17 protein-coding genes and 1 pseudogene are annotated in these 19,921 nt (G+C 37.2%); 16 read left to right on the forward strand and 2 right to left on the reverse strand.

The annotated features are described in order from the left end of the window. The first annotated feature begins 11 nt into the window (after positions 1-11). The 16 genes and pseudogenes from ACVWNY_RS02135 (at position 12) to ACVWNY_RS02210 (ending at position 17,852) form a co-directional block, all read left to right on the forward strand. Positions 12-641 carry a ComF family protein gene (locus tag ACVWNY_RS02135; RefSeq protein WP_461211718.1) on the forward strand — a complete coding sequence of 210 codons (630 nt, stop codon included), beginning with the start codon at positions 12-14 and terminating at the stop codon, positions 639-641. Between the two features lie 140 nt (positions 642-781). Beyond that, positions 782-1,330 (forward strand): ribosome hibernation-promoting factor, HPF/YfiA family, encoded by a 549-nt coding sequence (gene hpf / locus ACVWNY_RS02140; protein ID WP_218324192.1) that lies wholly within the window; start codon positions 782-784, stop codon positions 1,328-1,330. A gap of 191 nt (positions 1,331-1,521) precedes the next feature. Then, a pseudogene (secA, locus tag ACVWNY_RS02145) lies at positions 1,522-3,895 on the forward strand (preprotein translocase subunit SecA); the annotation flags it as partial. Between the two features lie 98 nt (positions 3,896-3,993). Further along, positions 3,994-4,086 (forward strand): SEC-C metal-binding domain-containing protein, encoded by a 93-nt coding sequence (locus ACVWNY_RS02150; RefSeq protein ID WP_425514592.1) that lies wholly within the window; start codon positions 3,994-3,996, stop codon positions 4,084-4,086. Positions 4,087-4,162: 76 nt separating this feature from the next. After that, a protein-coding gene (gene prfB / locus ACVWNY_RS02155; RefSeq protein ID WP_454071593.1) for a peptide chain release factor 2 occupies positions 4,163-5,276 on the forward strand; the annotation gives its coding sequence in 2 pieces (ribosomal slippage) (positions 4,163-4,234 and positions 4,236-5,276; 1,113 coding nt in all). A 93-nt stretch (positions 5,277-5,369) separates the two neighbouring features. Next, positions 5,370-6,059, forward strand: coding sequence for a cell division ATP-binding protein FtsE (gene ftsE, locus ACVWNY_RS02160; protein WP_218324195.1), 690 nt, complete (start codon positions 5,370-5,372; stop codon positions 6,057-6,059). After that, positions 6,052-6,936, forward strand: coding sequence for a permease-like cell division protein FtsX (gene ftsX, locus ACVWNY_RS02165; RefSeq protein WP_454071594.1), 885 nt, complete (start codon positions 6,052-6,054; stop codon positions 6,934-6,936). Before ftsE ends, ftsX begins: the two co-directional genes overlap by 8 nt. Positions 6,937-7,156: 220 nt before the next feature. Then, positions 7,157-7,477, forward strand: a complete 321-nt coding sequence (locus tag ACVWNY_RS02170) for a DMT family transporter (RefSeq protein ID WP_218324197.1) — start codon at positions 7,157-7,159, stop codon at positions 7,475-7,477. A gap of 62 nt (positions 7,478-7,539) precedes the next feature. Beyond that, the gene (gene cls, locus ACVWNY_RS02175; RefSeq protein WP_218324198.1) at positions 7,540-8,988 is read left to right on the forward strand and encodes a cardiolipin synthase; all 1,449 of its coding nucleotides are present in this window, start codon (positions 7,540-7,542) and stop codon (positions 8,986-8,988) included. 72 nt (positions 8,989-9,060) lie between these two features. Beyond that, positions 9,061-9,915, forward strand: a complete 855-nt coding sequence (locus ACVWNY_RS02180) for a phosphate ABC transporter substrate-binding protein PstS (protein WP_218324199.1) — start codon at positions 9,061-9,063, stop codon at positions 9,913-9,915. 162 nt (positions 9,916-10,077) lie between these two features. Beyond that, positions 10,078-11,010 (forward strand): phosphate ABC transporter permease subunit PstC, encoded by a 933-nt coding sequence (gene pstC / locus ACVWNY_RS02185; RefSeq protein ID WP_218324200.1) that lies wholly within the window; start codon positions 10,078-10,080, stop codon positions 11,008-11,010. Further along, complete coding sequence (gene pstA, locus ACVWNY_RS02190) at positions 11,003-11,890, forward strand: phosphate ABC transporter permease PstA (protein WP_218324201.1); 888 nt, start codon at positions 11,003-11,005, stop codon at positions 11,888-11,890. Before pstC ends, pstA begins: the two co-directional genes overlap by 8 nt. An 11-nt stretch (positions 11,891-11,901) precedes the next feature. Then, complete coding sequence (gene pstB, locus ACVWNY_RS02195) at positions 11,902-12,702, forward strand: phosphate ABC transporter ATP-binding protein PstB (RefSeq protein WP_218324202.1); 801 nt, start codon at positions 11,902-11,904, stop codon at positions 12,700-12,702. Positions 12,703-12,851: 149 nt separating this feature from the next. Then, positions 12,852-13,610: a phosphate ABC transporter ATP-binding protein PstB gene (gene pstB / locus ACVWNY_RS02200; RefSeq protein WP_218324203.1), complete on the forward strand. Its 759-nt coding sequence runs from the start codon at positions 12,852-12,854 to the stop codon at positions 13,608-13,610. A 36-nt stretch (positions 13,611-13,646) separates the two neighbouring features. Continuing rightward, complete coding sequence (gene phoU, locus ACVWNY_RS02205) at positions 13,647-14,324, forward strand: phosphate signaling complex protein PhoU (protein WP_218324204.1); 678 nt, start codon at positions 13,647-13,649, stop codon at positions 14,322-14,324. A 219-nt stretch (positions 14,325-14,543) separates the two neighbouring features. Then, a complete protein-coding gene (locus tag ACVWNY_RS02210; RefSeq protein WP_218324205.1) occupies positions 14,544-17,852 on the forward strand; it encodes a MucBP domain-containing protein in 3,309 nt (1,102 codons plus the stop codon). 330 nt (positions 17,853-18,182) lie between these two features. On the opposite strand, the gene ACVWNY_RS02215 is transcribed toward ACVWNY_RS02210, so the two are convergent. Next, positions 18,183-19,133, reverse strand: a complete 951-nt coding sequence (locus tag ACVWNY_RS02215; protein ID WP_218324206.1) for a 1-phosphofructokinase family hexose kinase — start codon at positions 19,131-19,133, stop codon at positions 18,183-18,185. Next, complete coding sequence (locus tag ACVWNY_RS02220) at positions 19,130-19,891, reverse strand: DeoR/GlpR family DNA-binding transcription regulator (protein WP_218324207.1); 762 nt, start codon at positions 19,889-19,891, stop codon at positions 19,130-19,132. The genes ACVWNY_RS02215 and ACVWNY_RS02220 overlap by 4 nt, the downstream gene beginning before the upstream one ends. Positions 19,892-19,921 lie beyond the last annotated feature (30 nt).

A 19,921-nucleotide genomic window follows, 5' to 3' on the forward strand; every position in this document is an offset into this window, starting at 1 on the left:
ATTGTGAGACTTTGACCTTAATAGATTTTTTTAGTTCATTTAGGGGACGCTGTTTTCGTTGTCAGCAATTGTTTCGACCAATTAAAAATCGTCAATGCTGCCTTGGTTGTGGTCGAGAAACTTCCGAAAAAATTTGTAAAGACTGTCAACAATGGCAAGCACAATTAGGCTTTTTAATTGGAAATCGAGCATTGTTTCATTATGATGACGGTTTTGCCCAGTGGATTGAAGATTATAAATATAAAGGTGATTATCGTTTGAAAAGTGCCTTTGCTAGAGAAATTCATTACCAGTTGAAACAGGTCAAACAGACCATCATCTGTCCTTTGCCAATCAGTCCCGAACGTTTTGAATCAAGAGGGTTTAATCAAGTGAGTGGCTGTCTCGCAGCAGCAAAAATAGACTATCAAGAATTGTTACTGCGGCCAACCAATGATTTGCCGCAAGCCAATAAAAAACGATTAGCTCGGTTAAAATTACCACAACCCTTTGTTATGAGAGTTTCCTCAGAAAAAATAAAAAACAAAAAAATTATTCTCATCGATGATGTCTATACTACCGGCAGAACCCTGTATCATGGGGCGGAATTATTACTGAAAAACGGTGCAAAAAGCGTGACAAGTTTCACTTTCGCTCGCTAGGAAAAGGGTTACATTTATTGAATTTTGTTAGCGATTCACTTTCCAAAGAGATTAGAATTAGGTATAATGAAATTAAGAAGAGATGGAAAGAGTGGTCCTTTCCGAAATCTTCAGTTGGTTAGATGAAAGGGGCAATTTGTATGTTTAGATATAACGTTCGAGGAGAAAACATCGAAGTTACTGAAGCAATCCGTGACTATGTAGAAAAAAAAGTAGGTAAATTAGAACGCTACTTTACTGATGTGCCGGATGCAACAGCGCATGTAAACTTGAAGGTTTACACTGAAAAAACTGCAAAAGTAGAAGTGACAATCCCACTTCCATACTTAGTGCTTCGTGCCGAAGAAACTTCACCAGATTTATATGCAAGTATTGATTTGGTTGTGGATAAATTAGAACGTCAAATCCGCAAGTTCAAAACAAAAATTAACCGCAAAGCACGAGAAACATCATTACCAGATCGCGAAGTTGCTGTTTTGATGGAAGAAGAAACTGACGATGCTGAATTAGAAATCGTTCGTACAAAACGACTTTCTTTAAAACCAATGGGTAGCGAAGAAGCCGTATTACAAATGAATATGTTAGGTCATAACTTCTTTATCTTTGAAGATGCTGAAACAAATGGCACTAGCATCGTATACCGTCGTAAAGATGGCAAATACGGATTAATTGAAACAGATGTAGACTAAAAAATTGGGCCTGTTAGAAAATCTTTTGATTTTTTGACAGGTCTTTTTTTATTTTCAAGAAAAAATCCTTAGTATTTCTAAAAGATAGCTGATTTTATGAATCAAAAGTTTCTTTTCAAGGGAACTAATGATAGAATATACTAGCGAGTTTATACGTATAAACGAATGAGGCTAAAGGAGTACTGTAAAAAATGGCGAACGTGCTTAAAAGATTAATCGAAAATGATAAAAAAGAATTAAAACGTTTAGATGGCATTGCAAACAAGATTGAAGAATTTTCCGAAGACATGGCAAAATTATCAGATGAACAACTGCGAGGAAAAACTGACGAATTCAAACAACGCTATCAAGCGGGAGAAACTTTAGATGAGTTATTACCCGAAGCTTTTGCGACAGTTCGTGAAGCAGCAAAACGCGTTTTAGGCTTATACCCTTACCACGTCCAATTAATGGGTGGGATCGTATTGCATGATGGCAATATCCCTGAAATGAAAACAGGTGAAGGTAAGACTTTAACAGCGACTATGCCAGTTTATTTAAATGCGATCACTGGTCAAGGGGTTCACGTAGTTACCGTGAATGAATATTTAGCAACCCGTGACTCAACTGAGATGGGTGAACTGTATAATTTCTTAGGTTTAACAGTTGGTTTAAATATTAACTCTAAGAGCAGTGATGAAAAGCGTGAAGCTTACAACTGTGATATTACTTATAGTACCAATAATGAATTAGGCTTTGACTACTTGCGGGACAACATGGTAGTTTACCGTAACCAAATGGTACAACGGCCATTAAATTATGCCATCGTTGATGAAACCGACTCAATCTTAATCGATGAAGCTCGGACACCATTGATTATTTCTGGTGCAGCTGAAAAATCAACAGCGCTATACAATCGGACAGATAACTTTGTCAAACGATTGGTAGAAGAAGATGATTATAAGATCGATGTCCAATCAAAAACAATTGGCTTAACGGAACAAGGAATTGCCAAAGCTGAAAAGAATTTTAACTTAGAAAACTTATATGATATCGAAAATACTGCCTTGACTCACCATATGGATCAGGCTTTACGGGCAAACTACATTATGTTGCGAGACATTGATTATGTGGTTCAAGAAGGCAAAGTTTTAATCGTTGACCAATTTACTGGTCGGATCATGGATGGTCGTCGTTATTCTGACGGTTTACACCAAGCGATTGAAGCCAAAGAAGGCGTGGAAATTGAAGATGAAACCAAAACGATGGCGACCATCACTTTCCAGAACTACTTCCGGATGTACAAGAAATTATCTGGGATGACCGGTACAGCGAAAACCGAAGAAGAAGAATTCCGTGAAATTTATAATATCGAAGTTATTCAAATCCCAACCAACAAACCAGTTATTCGGGAAGACCATCCAGATTTACTTTACCCAACTTTGGAAAGTAAATTTCATGCTGTGGTACAAGATATCAAAGAACGCCACCGCAAAGGTCAACCATTACTAGTCGGTACTGTTGCCGTTGAAACTTCTGAATTACTTTCTAACATGTTAAATGAAGATGGCATTCCTCATGAAGTGTTAAATGCGAAGAATCACTTTAAAGAAGCTGAAATTATTATGAATGCTGGTCAAAAAGGCGCGGTAACCATCGCTACCAATATGGCTGGTCGGGGAACCGATATTAAATTAGGCTTAGGTGTTATCGAAGTTGGCGGTTTAGCCGTTATTGGTACTGAACGTCACGAATCACGCCGGATTGATAATCAGCTACGTGGACGTTCTGGTCGTCAAGGTGACCCAGGGGTTTCACAATTTTATCTATCATTGGAAGATGACTTGATGAAACGTTTTGGTTCAGAACGAATCAAAGCTTTCTTAGATCGCTTAAATGTTGAAGATGAAGATGCAGTTATTCAAAGTAAAATGTTAACTCGTCAAGTTGAATCAGCACAAAAACGGGTAGAAGGTAATAACTACGATACACGTAAAAATGTCTTGCAATACGATGATGTAATGCGGGAACAACGGGAAGTTATTTACAAACAAAGACAAGATGTCATTATGGCGGAACAAGATTTATCGCCACAATTATTAAATATGGTTCGCCGTTCAATCTCACGGGTAGTTGATGGACATACCCAAGGGGAACAAAAAGATTGGAATCTTGAAGGAATTAAAGATTTTGCTGGTAATGCGTTAGTCCATGAAGACAAGATTGCCGTTAGTGACTTAGAAGGTAAGAAACCTCAAGAAATCAAAGATTACTTGTTGGAACGAGCAAAAGAAATTTTTGATATGAAAGTCGAACAGCTACAAAGTCCAGAACAATTATTGGAATTTCAAAAAGTAGTTATTCTACGAGTTGTAGATACTAAATGGACGGATCACATCGATGCGATGGATCAATTACGTCAATCAGTTGGTTTGCGGGCATATGGTCAAAATAATCCATTGGTTGAATATCAAACAGAAGGCTACAAAATGTTTGAAGACATGGTCGGCGCGATTGAATATGAAGTAACTCGTTTATTCATGAAAGCTGAAATCCGCCAAAATGTCCAACGGGAACAAGTCGGTGAAACCCAAGAAACGCATCCAGTTGAAGCAGACGGTGATCAAGTACCACCTGCAAACAGCCAAACGCGTGGCGTGCCACCAACAAATCTAACACCAGAAATGATTGAACAATTCAAACATGCTGGCAGAAATGATCCATGTCCTTGCGGCAGCGGTAAAAAATTCAAAAATTGCCACGGCAAAGAAGTATAAGCTAAAGAAGCTCTAGAACCCGGCGCACTGTGAATAACGGTGTTCCGGTTCTTTTTTAAAGAAAGAAGGAAACCTTTTGGAAAATGCAGAAATTCGTAACATGCTTGACCAACTGCAGGAACAAGTAGTCAGCTTTAGGGGGTCCCTTTGACCTCGATCAGCTAGAAGAAGCAATTGCTGAAGCGGAACAAAAGATGTCTGAACCAGATTTTTGGGATGATCAAGAATCAGCCCAAACCTTAATCAATCAAAATAATTCCGATAAAGCTACCTACGACCAATTCACTCATTTGAGTGAGGAAGTAGAAGAATTAAATCTAATGATGGACATGCAGCAGGAAGAATTTGATCCTTTGATGCAGACTGAATTAGAAGAACGGCTAAAAGAAATCAACAGCCAAGTGGCAAGTTTTGAATTGGCGCTCTTATTGGATGGTCCCTATGACAAAAACAATGCCATTATCGAAATTCATCCTGGCGCTGGTGGTACCGAGTCGCAAGATTGGGGTTCGATGCTACTAAGAATGTATACTCGCTGGGCAGAGCAACATCAATTTTCTGTTGAAACGATTGATTATCAAGCGGGCGATGAAGCTGGAATTAAAAGTGTGACTTTGATGATTAAAGGCACAAATGCATACGGCTACTTGCGATCTGAAAAAGGCGTGCACCGCTTGGTACGAATTTCTCCATTTGATTCGGCTAACCGTCGCCATACTTCTTTTTGTTCTTTAGATGTCATGCCAGAGCTGGATGATAATATTGATATTGAAATTAATCCAGATGATTTAAAGGTGGACGTATATCGGGCAAGTGGTGCTGGTGGTCAGCATATTAATAAGACTTCTTCGGCAGTACGGATTACTCATTTACCCACTGGAACAGTCGTGGCTAGCCAAGCCCAACGTTCCCAATTCCATAACCGTGAAACAGCTATGAATATGTTAAAGGCAAAACTGTATCAGTTAGAATTAGAGAAAAAAGAACAAGAAGCTGCGGCTTTACGTGGCGATCAAATGGACATCGGTTGGGGTTCACAAATCCGTTCTTATGTCTTCCATCCTTATTCAATGGTGAAAGATCATCGAACCAATTATGAAACCGGAAATGTTCAAGCAGTGATGGACGGAGACCTAGATCCATTCATTGATGCCTACTTAAAATGGCACTTAGCTCAAGGCAACAATTAAAAATGAAATGAAAATGTAACCTTATGAAAGCCACTTGCAATGTTAGCGTGTTATAATAGCAAAGAATTTTATAGAGAATTTGGAGAGATAACCATGATTGAAATGCAGGATGTAGTAAAGAAATATCCTAATAAAACAACCGCTGTTCGTGGTATTTCAGTAAACATCGACCGCGGTGAATTTGTTTATGTTGTCGGTCCTTCTGGTAGTGGGAAATCAACTTTTATCAAATTAATGTATCGTGAAGAAAAAGCTACTTCTGGTAATAAATTAGAAGTTGCTGGTCATAATTTATTGAAAATCAAAAACAAAGAAGTCCCTTATTTGCGCCGCGATGTCGGTGTCGTTTTCCAAGATTTTAAATTGTTGCCGCGTAAGACAGTCTACGAAAATGTCGCTTATGCTATGCAAGTTATCGGACGTAAACCGCGAGATATCAAAAAACGAGTGATGGAAGTGTTAGACTTAGTTGGCTTAAAACACAAAGTCCGAGTTTTTCCTAATCAACTATCTGGTGGGGAACAACAACGGGTGTCGATTGCCCGAGCAATTGTTAACACACCTAAAGTTTTAATCGCTGATGAACCAACTGGTAACTTAGATCCTGATACTTCTTGGGAAATTATGAAATTGTTAGATCGTATTAATCAACAAGGCACGACAATCGTTATGGCAACCCATAATAAAACCATCGTAGATACGATGCGTCATCGGGTTATTGGTATTGAAAATGGCTTGATTGTACGTGACGAAGCGGAAGGAGAATACGAGTTTGATGATTAGAAATTTTTTCCGGCATTGGTGGGAAAGTATTAAGAATATTAAACGCAATGGTTGGATGACGATTGCTTCTGTTTCAGCAGTTACCATTACTTTAACCTTAGCAGGTGTCTTTTTAGCAGTCATCTTAAATGCAGCCAAACTGGCGCAAGATGCAGAAGGCGATGTTGATGTAACAGTATTTGTTGACGTTGAAACCAGTAAGGATGATCGTGATGAGCTAGCCAGCCAATTACGTGATTTAAATCATGTAGACAAAGTAACCTTCTCTAGTAAAGAAGATCAGCTAGAAAATATCAAGAAACAATATGGTGATGCTTGGAGCCTATTCAGTGGCGATGACAACCCATTGTTTGATGTATATGTGGTACAAACGACCGATGCCGAATATGTGCGCTCAGTTGCCAATGATGCAGGTGATTTAGCCAATGTCTATCGAGCCGATTATGGCGGTGCCTCGGCAGATCAATTAATTCGTATCGCAAGAGTCGTGCGAACGTGGGGCTTAGGAGCAGCATTATTGCTGGTCTTTGTAGCAGTCTTCCTGATTTCCAACACGATTCGAATTACGATTTTATCCCGTAAACAAGAAATTCAAATTATGCGTTTAGTAGGTGCCAAAAATGGTTACATCCGTTGGCCATTCTTCTTAGAAGGTGGTTGGATTGGCTTAATCGGTGCCATTATCCCAGTTCTGATTATCACTTATGGTTACGAACAAGTCTATCAATTAGCTGCTCAATACTTGGTGCAATCTGGTTTAGATTTATTGCGACCAAGTCAGATTGTCTGGCAGTTAGATGTCGCGATGGTAGCGACAGGCTATTTGATTGGTTCATTAGGCTCAGTGATGTCAATGCGCCGTTTCTTAAAAATATAAAAGTTTTAGACTGGAATCTTTTGTTCCAGTCTTTTTTTGTAAGAAATGCTGGTGTAAATTGTAAGAATTTTTTTACAGAGCTTGCCTTTAAAAAAATCTAGGACTAAAATAGCTAAGTAAATAAAAAACTGCTACCGAGTAGTTAAGAGAGTGCCAATTTCGTTAGGTCGATGAAGAAATTGGTGGCTCTCTTTTTGTATTTTTTTAGGAGGGATTTTTGATGGCGTGGATTGAATTAATTATTGCAGGTGTGTTTGAAGTTTTTTGGGCGACGACGATGAAGTTGAGTCATGGTTTTAGTAAGTTAAGCTTTTCGGTCTTAACAATTGTCGGAATGATCGCCAGTTTTTATTTTTTGGCGAAAGCTATTAAGGTTATGCCCATGAGCTTGGCTTACCCTATTTGGACAGGGATAGGAGCCGTGGGTTCGATTTTGATTGGGATCTTTTTTTTCAAGGATCATTTATCTTTGTGGACAGAATTTTTTGTGGCTTTATTGATTATAGGCATCATCGGAATTAAGGTGACTAGCGGGCATTAATTGTTTTTTATATTTACCCAGTGGCGGCTTTTTGCTATGCTTAACTCTAAGGGGTGAGGCGTGTGGGGTTTGTGTGGAACAATATTGGGACAATTTTTTTAGTGATTAATACAATCTTATCGTTGATTATTGTGTTTCGTGAACGTAAAGATACGGTCCACACGTGGGCTTGGTTATTAATTTTGACCTTTATTCCTGTTTTGGGATTTGTTTTATATATATTTATTGGTAAGGGGATTTCCAAAGAAAAGATTTTTGATTTGCGGATGCAAAATAAATTAGGGTTAAATATTGAGATTGCTGATCAGCAACGTGCGCTAGAGCGGGGACTTTTTCCGAAGCCGAATACGAATTTGGTAGATTCTCAGCAATTGATTTATATGTTAACGATGTTTGAAAGCTCTCTTTATACGATGAATAATGATATCAAGCTGTATACGGATGGACGTGAAAAGTTTGACGCTCTGATCGCTGATATCCATCAAGCAAAATCTCATATTCATATGGAATATTATATATATCGGAGTGATGCACTGGGGATTGAAGTGCGGGATGCCTTGACTGAAGCTGCTAAACGTGGTGTGAAAGTCTTATTACTCTTAGATGCATGGGGATCCACTCAAGTAAATAATAAGTTTTTTGCGCCGCTGATTGAAGCTGGTGGTTTGGTGGAGTTTTTCTTCCCATTATTTGTCCCTTACTTAAATCCGCGGATGAATTATCGCAATCACCGCAAGATTGTTGTGATTGATGGAACGATAGGCTACACTGGCGGTTTTAACGTAGGAAATGAATATTTAGGTTTGGTTTCGACTTTTGGCTATTGGCGGGACAATCATTTGCGGATAGTCGGTGATGCGGTTTACACTTTGCAAAATCGTTTTATGATGGATTGGAACTCTCAGCATAAGCATGAAGTAGCTTATGATGTAAAATATTTCCCGGAAAACTATTCGATTGGTCATTATGCTAGTCAAGTCGTCTCTAGTGGTCCTGATAGTGAACATGAACAGATTAAGATGACTTATTTAAAAATGATTAATTTGGCAAAAAAAGAAATTTTGATTCAGACGCCGTATTATATTCCAGATGCTTCGATTCATGAGGCGCTTAAGTTGGCATTGCTGTCAGGTGTAAAAGTTCGTTTACAGATTCCTAATAAGCCAGATCATATTTTGGTCTATTGGGCGACCTATTCTTTTGCGGCAGAATTATTGGATTATGGGGCAATTATTGAGACTTATGAAGCAGGATTTATTCATGCTAAAACAATGATTATTGATGAAGGGATCGCCTCTGTTGGCTCAGCCAATATCGATGTTCGTTCTTTTAGATTGGACTTTGAAGTTAATACGATTATTTACGATAGTGGTTTTGCTAAGCAAGTTCGAGATGCATTTTTTGAGGATTCAGAGAAATCTCACTTGCTGACAAAAAAGATTTATCAAGAGCGAGGACTGTTGATAAAATTCAAAGAAGGAATCGCTCGTCTGATTTCACCATTGTTATAAAACTTTTAATTTTCAGTTTGGCTGGTTCATGTTAAAATGAACTAGCTTATTTTTTTGTCAAAGGAGAATATTATGAAAAAATGGTTACTGCCTATTTTATTAGGTACAGTCCTTATATTATCTGGTTGTGCAAAATGGATTGACCGCGGAGAATCGATTACAGCGGTGGGATCTTCGGCGTTACAACCGCTTGTAGAAACAGTTGCTGATGAATATCAAAACGATCATCCCGGCGAATTTATCAATGTTCAAGGGGGAGGAAGTGGGACTGGTCTGAGCCAAGTCCAATCTGGTGCGGTCGATATTGGGAATTCAGATTTGTTTGCTGAAGAAAAAGATGGCATCGATGCCTCTAAATTAGTTGATCATCGGGTAGCGGTAGTAGGTATCACACCCATTGTAAATAAAAAAGTTGGCGTAAAAAATATCAGTCTAGATAATTTACGTAAAATCTTTTTAGGTGAAATCACGAACTGGAAGGATGTTGGCGGCAAGGATCAAGAGATTGTCATTTTAAACCGTGCATCTGGAAGTGGAACCCGTTCGACTTTTGAAAAATGGGTATTGGATGGACAAACAGCGATTCAAGCACAAGAACAAGATTCCAGCGGCATGGTACGACAAATTGTTACAGATACACCAGGCGCAATCAGCTATACTGCTTTTTCTTATGTGACAGATGATGTGCAAACATTAAGTATTGATAATGTTGAACCAACGGATGAAAATGTGGCGAATAATGCTTGGAAAATCTGGGCGTATGAACATATGTATACTAAAGGTGAACCAACAAAATTAACCAAAGAATTTCTTGATTATATGGTTTCTGAGCATGTTCAAGAAACGATTGTTTCAAAATTAGGTTATATTCCGATTTCTCAAATGAAAGTCGAACGCAATGCCGCCGGCGATACAACTGAATTATAAAAATGATTTCCAGTGAATGAAATTTCACTGGATTTTTTATTTATTTGCATATTTACACAAAATTTACAATTGTTACAAAAACAACATAGAAGGTTAAAGAGAAATTGATTTTCGCCTTGTAAAATAGCGGTGTTAGATTATTTTTTTTGAGGGAGTAAAGAAATGAATAATGAAGATGTGAAAAAAGCACTCACAACAAAATCTAAACGTGCAAGAATTGAACAACGGGGGCGCCTGATTAGTTTTGCTTGTATTGCACTAATTGTTTTTGTGGTAGCAGCGATTTTTTATTTTGTTGCCAGCAAAGGTTTAGCAACATTTTTTGTAGATAAAATAAACGTAATGGATTTCTTATTTGGAACTGATTGGAATCCAAGTGCCACTGGTCCTGATGGCAAACCAATGGTAGGGGCTTTACCCATGATTGTCGGCTCTTTTGTCGTTACTTTCATGTCGGCGATTGTGGCAACACCATTTGCGATTGGTGCGGCTGTATTTATGACTGAGATTTCACCTAATAAAGGTCAACGCTTTTTACAACCAGTCATTGAACTATTAGTAGGAATTCCTTCAGTAGTATACGGTTTTATTGGTTTATCAGTAATTGTTCCAATGATTCGTTCAGTATTTGGTGGGACTGGTTTTGGGATTTTATCTGGAACCTTCGTCTTGTTTGTAATGATTTTACCAACAGTTACCACAATGACCGTCGATACGTTAAAATCAGTGCCACGATATTATCGTGAAGCTTCTCTAGCTTTAGGAGCGACACGTTGGCAAACCATTTATAAAGTGGTGTTGCGGGCAGCGATTCCTGGGATTTTAACAGCTGTTGTTTTCGGTATGGCGCGAGCTTTCGGTGAAGCTTTGGCTATTCAAATGGTCATCGGGAATGCCGCATTGATGCCAACAAGTTTAATTACCCCAGCTTCAACTTTAACTTCAATCTTAACTATGGGTATCGGAAATACTATTATGGGTACTGTTGAAAATAATGTCTTATGGTCATTGGCATTGATTCTATTATTCATGTCATTAGTCTTTAATATTTTGATTCGCTACATTGGGAAAAAGGGGGAAATAACAAATGGATAAAGCAAAACGCGCAGACAAAATTGCGACGGGAGTCCTTTATTTTATTTCTGGCCTAATCGTTTGTATTTTGGCTTTCCTACTATTATATATCTTAGTTCGAGGCTTACCGAATATCTCACTAAGCTTCTTGACTTCACCGTCAAAAGCTTATGAAGCCGGTGGCGGGATTGGGATTCAATTATTTAACTCAATCTATTTATTATTGGTTACCATGGTGATTAGTTTTCCAATTTCTTTAGGTGCTGGGATTTATTTATCTGAGTACGCCAAGAAAAACTGGATCACGAATGTCATTCGGACATCGATTGAAATTTTAAGTTCGTTACCTTCAGTAGTAGTTGGTTTGTTCGGTTTCTTGATTTTTGTTATTCAATTTGGCTATGGCTTCTCGATTTTATCAGGGGCTTTAGCATTAACGCTGTTCAACCTACCGTTATTAACTAGAAATATCGAAGAATCTTTGCGGGCGATTCACTATACTCAACGAGAAGCAGGTTTGGCTTTAGGTTTGTCACGTTGGGAAACCGTAACAAAGATTGTCGTACCTGATGCTTCACCAGGGATTCTAACTGGGATTATTTTAAGTTCTGGTCGGATATTTGGGGAAGCGGCGGCTTTGATTTATACTGCTGGACAAAGTGCACCAGCTTTAGACTTTTCAAACTGGAACCCATTAAGTGTTTCAAGTCCGATTAGTATTTTCCGTCAAGCGGAAACATTGGCGGTACACATTTGGAAAATTAATACAGAAGGTACAATGCCAGATGGATCAGCTGTTTCAGCCGGAGCTTCTGCCGTATTGATTATCGCTGTTTTATTATTCAACTTTGGTGCCCGCGCAATCGGCAAACGACTTCACAAAAAGATGACTTCAGCATAAGGAGCAACATAATGAAAGATTATAATTGGGATGAACGCAATATTATCAGCATGCCTGGTGAAATTGCTTTGCATACAGAAGATTTACATGTGTTTTACGGTAACAACGAAGCGATTAAAGGAATTGATCTGGAATTTGAAAAAAATAAGATTACCGCGTTAATCGGTCCTTCCGGTTGTGGGAAATCAACTTATTTACGTTCTTTAAACCGGATGAATGATGGCATCGCCGCAGCTCATGTAACTGGAAAAATTATGTACAAAGATGTCAATATCAATGCCGATAACATTGATGTTTACGAAATGCGTAAAAGAATCGGCATGGTATTTCAACGACCAAATCCATTTAGTAAATCGATCCGTGACAACATTACTTTTGCTTTGAAACAACACGGTGAAAAAGATAAGCACAAATTAGAAGAAATGGTAGAAACCAGCTTAAAACAAGCGGCACTATGGGAACAAGTCAAAGATAACTTGGATAAAAGTGCCTTAGCCTTGTCTGGCGGACAACAGCAAAGATTATGTATCGCCAGAGCAATTGCCATGAAACCCGACATCTTATTACTAGATGAACCAGCTTCGGCCTTAGACCCGATCTCGACCGGAACAGTGGAAGAAACTTTGGTACAATTAAAAGAAGATTACACCATCATTATCGTGACCCACAATATGCAACAAGCCGCACGGATCAGTGACTACACTTCTTTCTTTTACTTGGGACATGCCATCGAGTATGACAAGACGACTAAAATCTTTACCCGACCAAAAATTCAAGCCACCGAAGATTATGTATCTGGCCATTTTGGTTAGAAGAGTGTGCTGAGAAATTTAATACCTTGAAATGGAGTTACCAGTTCTACTTAGCGTTCTTTGCTTTAGTAGAATGGTAGTCGCACGGAAGATAAAACTAAATTTCTGGCAAGAAATTTAATACCTTGAAATGGAGTAGACGACAAAATATGGCTGACAAAATTATTACTTCAAAAGATTTGCACCTTTATTATGGTGAAAAAGAAGCCTTGAAAGGCATTGATTTAGCCTTTAATAAAAATGAAATTACTGCTATGATTGGTCCATCAGGTTGTGGTAAATCAACTTATCTACGTTGTTTAAATCGGATGAATGATTTAATTCCGGGTGTGACAATCACAGGAAGCGTTGATTATAAAAACCGCGATATTTATAGTCCGAAGACAGATACTGTCGAGTTACGAAAAGAAATCGGAATGGTTTTCCAACAGCCTAATCCATTTCCTTTCTCAATTTATGAAAATGTTATTTACGGATTGAAATTAAAAGGGGAAAAGGATAAACAAGTCTTAGATCAAAAAGTTGAAGAAAGTTTGCGAGCAGCATCGGTTTGGGAAGATGTGAAAGACAAACTTCATGAGAGTGCTTTGTCTTTATCTGGTGGGCAGCAACAACGGGTATGTATCGCCCGTGTTTTGGCAGTAAATCCTGAGATCATTTTATTAGATGAGCCTACTAGTGCGCTAGATCCAGTTTCGACTGGGAAAATCGAAAATATGCTGTTAGAATTAAAAGAAAACTATACAATTATTATTGTGACCCACAATATGAGTCAGGCTTCACGTATTTCTGACAAGACTGCCTTTTTCTTGCAAGGTGAGTTAATTGAATTTGATAAAACGAAAAAAATCTTTTTAGATCCAGCAAAACAAGAAACAGAGGATTATATTTCTGGTAAATTTGGCTAAAGACGAGACAGAGAGCACCTTAGTGGAGGGAAAAAAATGTTACGAACACAATTTGAAGAAGATTTATTAAACTTGCATAACCAATTTTACGAGATGGGGATGATGGTTTCTAGTGCCGTCCATAAATCGGTGCGATCTTATATTGATCATAACAAAGCATTGGCCCAAGAAGTCATTGATCATGATATTGAAATCAATGAGATGGAAGTCAAATTAGAAAAGAAAAGCTTCGAAATGATTGCCTTACAACAACCGGTTACCACGGATTTGAGAACGATTATTACGATTATGAAAGCGAGTTCTGACTTAGAAAGAATGGCTGATCACGCGGTGTCAATCGCCAAATCAACGATCCGACTAAAAGGCTTGCCACGAATTTTAGAAGTCGAAAAAGAAATCAACGAAATGTCTGATTACGTGAAAAAAATGGTAGACAACGTGCTAGTTGCTTACGTAAAAACTGACGAAAAAGATGCTCGGATGATTGCGAAGATGGACGAAACTATCAATGATTACTTCCAAAAAATCTATGACATGACCACCAATACAATGGAAAAAGATTCAGAAACGATTATTAGTGGAACAGATTATTTACACGTGGCTGGTTACTTGGAACGGGTTGGCGACTATGTGACCAATATCTGTGAGTGGATTGTTTACTTAGCAACTGGAAAAATTACTGAATTAAATTCGAATCGAAATGAAAATTTTTAATATAAAAACAGTAGTTCTTAATTAGTAATTGTTAAGAACTGCTTTTTTTTATGAAAAAAATTCATAATATATTGCTATTGACCTATAAAAAAAGGGAAAAAAACATAAAAATAATATTTTTTTGCCAAAAAGTATTGTAAACGGTTTCAAAAAAACTTCGACTGCTCATTATGAGGCTATAGTTAGCTTATTAATCAAGAAAAGAGCGGTGAGAGGTAAATGAAAAAAAGGCTATATTTATTAGGGTTTCTTTTAAGTGGTCTGTTTTTAGTAGGGTTTTCTACTCCAGTGTTTGGGACTGAGGTAAATACGATTGCGGATTTAGAAAATGCAGTCAATCAAGCTAGCAGCAATCAGACAATTACTTTAGGGGATACTTTTCCGACAGAGATTGATCAAACGATCAAATTAAAAGAGACAGCTTATCAGACAGTTATTGATGGTGGTGGAAAAACCTTACAGGCAGCAGTTGGAAAAAGTGTGCAAATTTTTTCTTATGGGGCTGGTACTGGAGATACCAATTCTGAGTTGACTTTGCAAAATCTGAAACTGGCAGGGAATGGTACGACAGATAAAAGTAAAGGTATTGATGCTGGTGGTTACACTGGAACATTGATCTTGGACAATTTATCAATTAGTCACTTTAATGGTGGGGGTCATGGTGGTGCGATGTATATCGCTAGCAATACAGCCATCAAAAACTCGAATTTCTCTGATAATGTAAATTACAATGGTGGTTATTCTGGTGGAGCGATTGGCACGGCTGATGGCTTCAGCAAAAAGTTATCAATTATGAATACACGCTTTAATAATAATAGTACAACAGATGTTACCGGTCCGGTGGTTGGCGGTGAGGGTGGCGCCATTCATTTTCATCAGCCTGCAGCAACAGCAGTCATTGAATTAAAGAACAATTATTTTGAAGGAAACTCTGCAGCAAAAAATGTCCAAGAAACGAATCAATATTCTTTATTGGCTGATGGTGGGGCACTTTCTTTTTGGAATGTTAAAAAAGGAGTCACCATTCAATTAACAGGAAATACTTTTGCCAATAATATTGCCGGTGATGATGGTGGCGCTATCTTACTGCAATCAAATGAAAGTATTCCTAGTGGTATTACTTTTAAGAATAATACTTTTTATGGCAATCAAGCTTTAGGAAATGATAAGGGTTCAAATAGCGGTGGTGCCATTCAGGTTTTTGCCGTAGGACTTCGTACGATTAACATTGACTACATTAATAATAGCTTTATTAATAATTTTGCTACTTATAGTGGTGGAGCAATTGGAAACAGCGGTTCTTGGGGCATCGGTGGTGCTGGGAAATTTTATAATAATTTATTTGTTGGTAATATTTCACAGTCAGATGCGAAGACTAACAACGTTGGTGGCGCAAAAACAATCTCTAAAAAGAATTCCAATATCGGACTTGAAGAGGATGTTACCATGGCGGATGTTTTTGGTTTAGATACGATGGATTTGTTGGAAAATTACGGAAAGATTTCCGCCGGTGCCGCAGTAGATGGTTCGACTACTATTATTCCGACTGTACCGATTGCTCCTGAAAAAGTGGCAGATGATAAAATTGACAATTATGTTGATGGTATTGATTCTGTCTTGGATCAGAGAGGGAGACCACGACCAGATGAAACGGATTTAAATACTAATGGCTTGAAGTCTGATCCTGGTTCAGTGGAAATCAATTGGCTTAAATATGATGCTAACGGAGGAACCTTTGAACTAAATAAGGCCTTAACAACATATGATGGAAAAATTTATTATGAAGGTGAAAATCCTACAGCGTATTATCAAGTTGGCTACGATCAGTTGGCAACAACAATTGTTGATGGCGCAAATACATTGAAGGCAACTAAAGCCAATGCTAAATTTTTAGGCTGGTCAGAAAATAAAGCTGCTACAAAACCAGATGTTGGTTTAGAGGTCGGAAAAGCCATCAATATTGTTAAAGGCAATCAAACTTTATACGCTATATATCAAGAAAAAGCAGCTGACGTAAAAGTTCGTTACATCGAAATTGATAGTGCAGGAAATGAAGTAAAGGAATTAGATCAGATAACTCTGACTGGCTTTGTTGGCGATTCTTTCGAAGCAGAAGTAAAAATGTTTGAAAACTATGGTCTGGTAAATGTTAAAGATGGTGCAGGAAATCCTTTAACCAGCATGAGTGGTACCTTTACTGATCAAGCACAAACCATTATTTTTGAATATAAACCAGATGTTAGTACGGTTGTAGTAAGTCACCAAGATGAAGCAGGAAATCCTTTAGCAGACACTAAGATTTTAACAGGTAAAATAAATTCAGCTTACACAACTTCTGCCGAAACAATTAGTGGTTATAGTTTAGTCGCTACACCGACAAATGCTAACGGAAATTATGCTGAAGATATTACTTACGTAAAATATATTTATAAAAAAGATACTATTGCTGGTGGTCAAGTCACTATTAAATATCAAGATGAAGAGGGCAATCCTCTGTTTAGTCCAGATATTGTAATCAATCAAGATATAGGGACCGTTTATAATACTGAAATAAAATCTTTTGAGGGTTACACGTTAAAAGCAGTTAAAGGACAACTTTCAGGGCTTGTTACAGATGAACCACAAGAAGTGGTGTTAGTTTACCAAAAAATCAAACAGGGTCAAGATCTTGGAACTGTTTTAGTGCATTATGTTGATGAAACAGGTTTGCCAATTGCATTAAGCGAAGTAAAAACAGGGGAAATTGATGAAGCTTACGACACGGAAGCTAAAAAAATTAATGGTTATACGGGACCGAAAATTCCAGATAATGCCAAAGGGACCTATAGCAAAGATTTAATAACTGTGACCTATGTTTATCAAAAGATACCAACGCCTGTCGAAACTGGTAAAGTTACCTATTATTATCAAGATGAACAAGGAAAAGAGCTAGCTGATGCCAAAGAAATAACTGGAAATGTCGGTGACGTTTATCCAGGGACAAATACTGATGTCATTAAAACAATTCCAGACTATTATTTAACAGAAGTGAAGGGTAATTTGTTTGGTATTTATCAAGCACAACCACAAACAGTTACTTTAATTTATGCAAAACAAGCAGTAAAAAATGGCTTAGTCATTACTAGATATCAAGATGAACAAGGTGAAGATATTGCCATGCCAGATTTTTCAATTGGAGCCATTAATACTGCTTATGAAACAAAACAAAAAACAATTGATGGATTTACCTTCAAAGAGACAAAAGGAAATACTAAAGGGAAATATAGTGATGAAGTAATTACTATCATCTATGTTTATAGTAAAAATGAACCGACCATCCCAACAACGGGGGGCAAAAATACTTCAAATTACATTGGTTCAGGTGGTAATGGACTAGCACCAACTAACTATGTTGCTACTAATACAGCAAAAACTTTACCAAAAACGGGAGAAAATAAAAAAATATCTAGTATTTTATCGATAGTCGGAATTATGTTACTAGTAGGTGTCGTAATGATTATCTATCGACGAAAAGCCGAAAATCACTAAACATCCTGAAAAAAACTGCTGAATTTTTTTCAGTAACTTTTTTAAATCAGACCTATGACAAGAACGGATTTCAAATCGTTCTTGTTTTTTTTAATGTATTGAATTAAATGATTCAATAGAAGAATTTTAGTTATCATATTCTGAGAATCACGAAAGCCACAATAAAAAGTCTCAGATACAAGAAAGTTTTTATCAGTTTTAAATGTTGTAGCACTAGATTTTTTTGTATCGAGAGTTTCACAATATGCTTCTACTGAAGCGACCCTCAAAAAGTTAGACCAAAGTGCTAACTTTTTGAGGGTCGCTCTATGTTTACTAAAAAAATAATAATTATAGTTTTTTTACTGTAATCATTTTGATGAACTTTTTAACATCATTAACATCGATTACGCCAACTTCGCCATGTTGCGCATTAGACATGCCACAAGCCATCGAATATTTTAAAGCATCCTCCAATTTAAAATTTTGCTCGATTGCGTGAGCAAAACCACCTACTGAAGCATCTCCTGATCCGGTTGTATTGGTAATATCGATTTTAGGAATTTCAATATCATAAAAATCGTTATTCACTTTACAAAGGGCACCCTCACTGCCACAAGAAATCATAATGTATTGAATACCAGCAAAATAAGGGTGGTTTAATTCACCTCGTGCCTGTTCTTTTGTCTCGATTTTTTTATCCAAAATTTCACTTAATTCATGAACATTGGGTTTGATAAAATTTGGCTTATAGTTTTCACTTTTCAATAAAGACGTTAGCTGAACTCCTGAAACATCCATAAAAACTGGGATATCAGCATCAATATTTTCTCGGATATAGTTTAGCATTTGTAAGTAAAGTTGTGGATTGTCTGAATTGACCGACCCAGAAATACAAACTAGATTGATTTTTTTTTGCTTATTTTTTTGCATAATTTTTTCCATTAAGATCGAAGTTTCATCATCAGAAATTTTTGGTCCACTTTCGACAATTTCTGTGTGGGTATGGTTATCATGCATGATTGTTATGGCGTTGCGTGTTTCTCCTTTAGCTTGTAGCATATCCAATTCAAACAGATTTTCTTGGAGTAAATATTTGTTCACTAAGGAGCCAAAATCGCCACCTAAAAAACCAGTTAATAAAACCTTTGAACCTGAAATTGCTGCTGTTCGCCCTGCATTAACACCTTTTCCGCCAACTGATTTTGTAGGGGATTCAAAACGATTCATTTTACCCACATTAAAGTGGTCAATAAAATAAGCAAAATCCATTGAAGGATTCATGGTAATAGTTAAAATCATTGAATTTCCTCCTTCAAAACTTTCGTGTAATCACTATAATGCGCTACTAATTCATCGGAAATACCATCATCCGTAATTAAGTAGTCGTGATCACTTAAGCGTGTGAAGGTATAAATATCTGACACACCTAGCTTTGAACTGTCAGCAACAATACAGGTTGTTTTTGCTTTTTTAAACGCAGCATTTTGGACATTTCCTTCATCAAATTGAGCGGTTGTGACATTGTTGTCAAAGATACCATTAGTAGCAGCAAAAGCTAAGTCAATATTTAAATTATCAAAGGAACGGACAGCTACTTCACCTATGAATTCCTCAGTTGTATGGGAAAATTCTCCTCCAGTTAACAAAATCCGATAATTTGTATTTTCTTTCAAATAAGTAAAGGCGATTAGGCTATTTGTAATAACGAATAAATCTTTTCGCTGAATTTCTGGTAAGGCATAGTAAATGGTTGTACCAGCACCAACAAATATAATCGAATGATCTGGGATTAAACTATTAATGATTTTTCCAATGTATTTTTTTTGCGCTACATTGGTTTGGATCTTTTCATCAGTAGACAATTCTTTATCAAGAATATCTAGCTTTTGAGCACCTCCATATAATTTAGTCAGTTTTTTCTGTTTTGCCAATTCAGTGATATCACGACGAATCGTCATTTCGGAAACATCTAAACGTGAAGCGATTTCAACTATTGAAAGATAAGTGTGTTTTTGAATTAGATCTAAGAGTTTTTCTTGTCGTTCTTGTTTTAGCATAGAACAAGTACCTCCTTTATTTGTTTTATG

The sequence above is a fragment of the Enterococcus sp. JNUCC 77 genome (assembly GCF_054819945.1).

Coding starts and splice junctions, on each gene's coding strand:
- hpf (WP_218324192.1), top strand. CDS start 782: ATGTTTAGATATAACGTTCGAGGAGAAAACATCGAAGTTACTGAAGCA.
- ACVWNY_RS02150 (WP_425514592.1), top strand. CDS start 3,994: ATGATTGAACAATTCAAACATGCTGGCAGAAATGATCCATGTCCTTGC.
- ftsE (WP_218324195.1), top strand. CDS start 5,370: ATGATTGAAATGCAGGATGTAGTAAAGAAATATCCTAATAAAACAACC.
- ftsX (WP_454071594.1), top strand. CDS start 6,052: ATGATTAGAAATTTTTTCCGGCATTGGTGGGAAAGTATTAAGAATATT.
- ACVWNY_RS02170 (WP_218324197.1), top strand. CDS start 7,157: ATGGCGTGGATTGAATTAATTATTGCAGGTGTGTTTGAAGTTTTTTGG.
- ACVWNY_RS02180 (WP_218324199.1), top strand. CDS start 9,061: ATGAAAAAATGGTTACTGCCTATTTTATTAGGTACAGTCCTTATATTA.
- pstC (WP_218324200.1), top strand. CDS start 10,078: ATGAATAATGAAGATGTGAAAAAAGCACTCACAACAAAATCTAAACGT.
- pstA (WP_218324201.1), top strand. CDS start 11,003: ATGGATAAAGCAAAACGCGCAGACAAAATTGCGACGGGAGTCCTTTAT.
- pstB (WP_218324202.1), top strand. CDS start 11,902: ATGAAAGATTATAATTGGGATGAACGCAATATTATCAGCATGCCTGGT.
- pstB (WP_218324203.1), top strand. CDS start 12,852: ATGGCTGACAAAATTATTACTTCAAAAGATTTGCACCTTTATTATGGT.
- phoU (WP_218324204.1), top strand. CDS start 13,647: ATGTTACGAACACAATTTGAAGAAGATTTATTAAACTTGCATAACCAA.
- ACVWNY_RS02210 (WP_218324205.1), top strand. CDS start 14,544: ATGAAAAAAAGGCTATATTTATTAGGGTTTCTTTTAAGTGGTCTGTTT.
- ACVWNY_RS02215 (WP_218324206.1), bottom strand. CDS start 19,133: ATGATTTTAACTATTACCATGAATCCTTCAATGGATTTTGCTTATTTT.
- ACVWNY_RS02220 (WP_218324207.1), bottom strand. CDS start 19,891: ATGCTAAAACAAGAACGACAAGAAAAACTCTTAGATCTAATTCAAAAA.